The sequence below is a fragment of the Nocardia stercoris genome, assembly GCF_003696265.1.
Lineage (GTDB): Bacteria > Actinomycetota > Actinomycetes > Mycobacteriales > Mycobacteriaceae > Nocardia > Nocardia stercoris.
Genome location: NZ_RFFH01000049.1, coordinates 1 through 1,352 on the forward strand (window position 1 = coordinate 1; position 1,352 = coordinate 1,352).

The 1,352-nt window shown below is 65.8% G+C and carries 1 protein-coding gene; it reads right to left on the minus strand.

The features are described from left to right. Positions 1 to 30 precede the first annotated feature (30 nt). Positions 31 to 1,298 (minus strand): IS3 family transposase gene (locus EBN03_RS33510; RefSeq protein ID WP_122192183.1). Its coding sequence is split into 2 segments (ribosomal slippage): positions 31 to 1,025 and positions 1,025 to 1,298, totalling 1,269 coding nucleotides; the frame shifts between segments, so codons are not numbered across the junction. Positions 1,299 to 1,352: the final 54 nt, after the last annotated feature.

Genomic DNA, 1,352 nt, shown 5'->3' on the forward strand with positions numbered 1-1,352 from the left:
TGAATCGCCCCGCGATTGATGCGCACCCGGTTATCTGACTCCGGCGGGTTGCTGGGTCAGGTCGGCATAGTAGTCGGCCTCGAACTCAACCGGCGGTTTGCGGCCGAGGCGATGCATCAGCCGGGTGTTGTTGAACCAGCCGACCCAGTCGGCGGTCAGGAGTTCGACATCGGCCAGGCGGCGTAACGGGCCGCGCCGGAACGGTGAGTCGTCCCGAATCGCTTCGGTCTTGTAGAGCCCAATTGTGGTCTCCGCCAACGCATTATCGTAGGCATCACCCACCGATCCGATCGACGGGACCATGCCCGACAGCATGAGCGTGTCCCCGAGCCGCCAAGCCGTATATTGAGACCCGGCATCGGAATGGTGAATGGTGTTGCCCGCCAGCGGATGTCCTTCCCGTGCGCGGATCGCGGCGGCTTGGCGGATCGCGGATTCGACGAAGCCGGTGGTTTTGCTGGTCGAGCATTCCCAGCCCAGGATCCGGCCGGCGTAGGCGTCGATGACGAACGCGGTGTAGACGAACACGCCCGTGACCAGGCGGACGTAGGTGAAGTCCGCGACCAGCAGCATGTTCGGTCCCGGGACCCGGAACTGCCGGTCGACCAGGTCCGGTGCCCGCGACGCAGCCGGGTCCGGCTCGGTGGTGCGGACCTTCTTGCGGCGTGTGACACCACGCCACCCGTGTTCGCGCATCAACCGTTCCACGGTGCAGCGAGCGACCGCGATGCCGTGTCGTTGCAGGTGAGCCCACATCTTCTCGGCGCCGTAGAGCGACTCCGGCGCCCGCCGGCCGTCGGGGCCGGGCTCGTAGTAGCCGGCGAGGATCTCGGTGACCGTGGTATCCCACAAGGCCCTTTTCGACGGCGCGCGCCGTGCCCAGGCGTGGAAGGTTCTCGGGGCGATCTTGACGCCGTGCGCGGTCAGCGCCCGGCAGATCGAAGCGACCCCGAACCGAGCACGATGCTCGGCGATGAACGCGCAGATCACCGGTGTCGCGGGTCGCTCTCCCGCGCGAAGAAAGTTGTTGCGGCTTTGAGGATCTCGATGGTCTGTTCCAGCTCGGCGATCTTGCGTTTCTGCTCCCTGATCACTTTCGCGGACTCGGTCGAGACGCCTTCGGCGGTGCCGGTGTCGATCGCTGCCTGCCGGATCCATTTCCGCAGGGTCTCCGCGGTCATCCCGAGCCGGGACGAGACCGCGGTGATCGCGGCCCACTCGCTGTCGTAGTCGTCACGGTGTTCGACGACCAGCCGGACAGCTTTGGCCTTGGTCGCTTCGTCGTACTTCGCAGGCATGGTCTGCCCATCCTTCCCAAGAAAGATGGTGGGCACCAAACCCGGGGCGGTTCA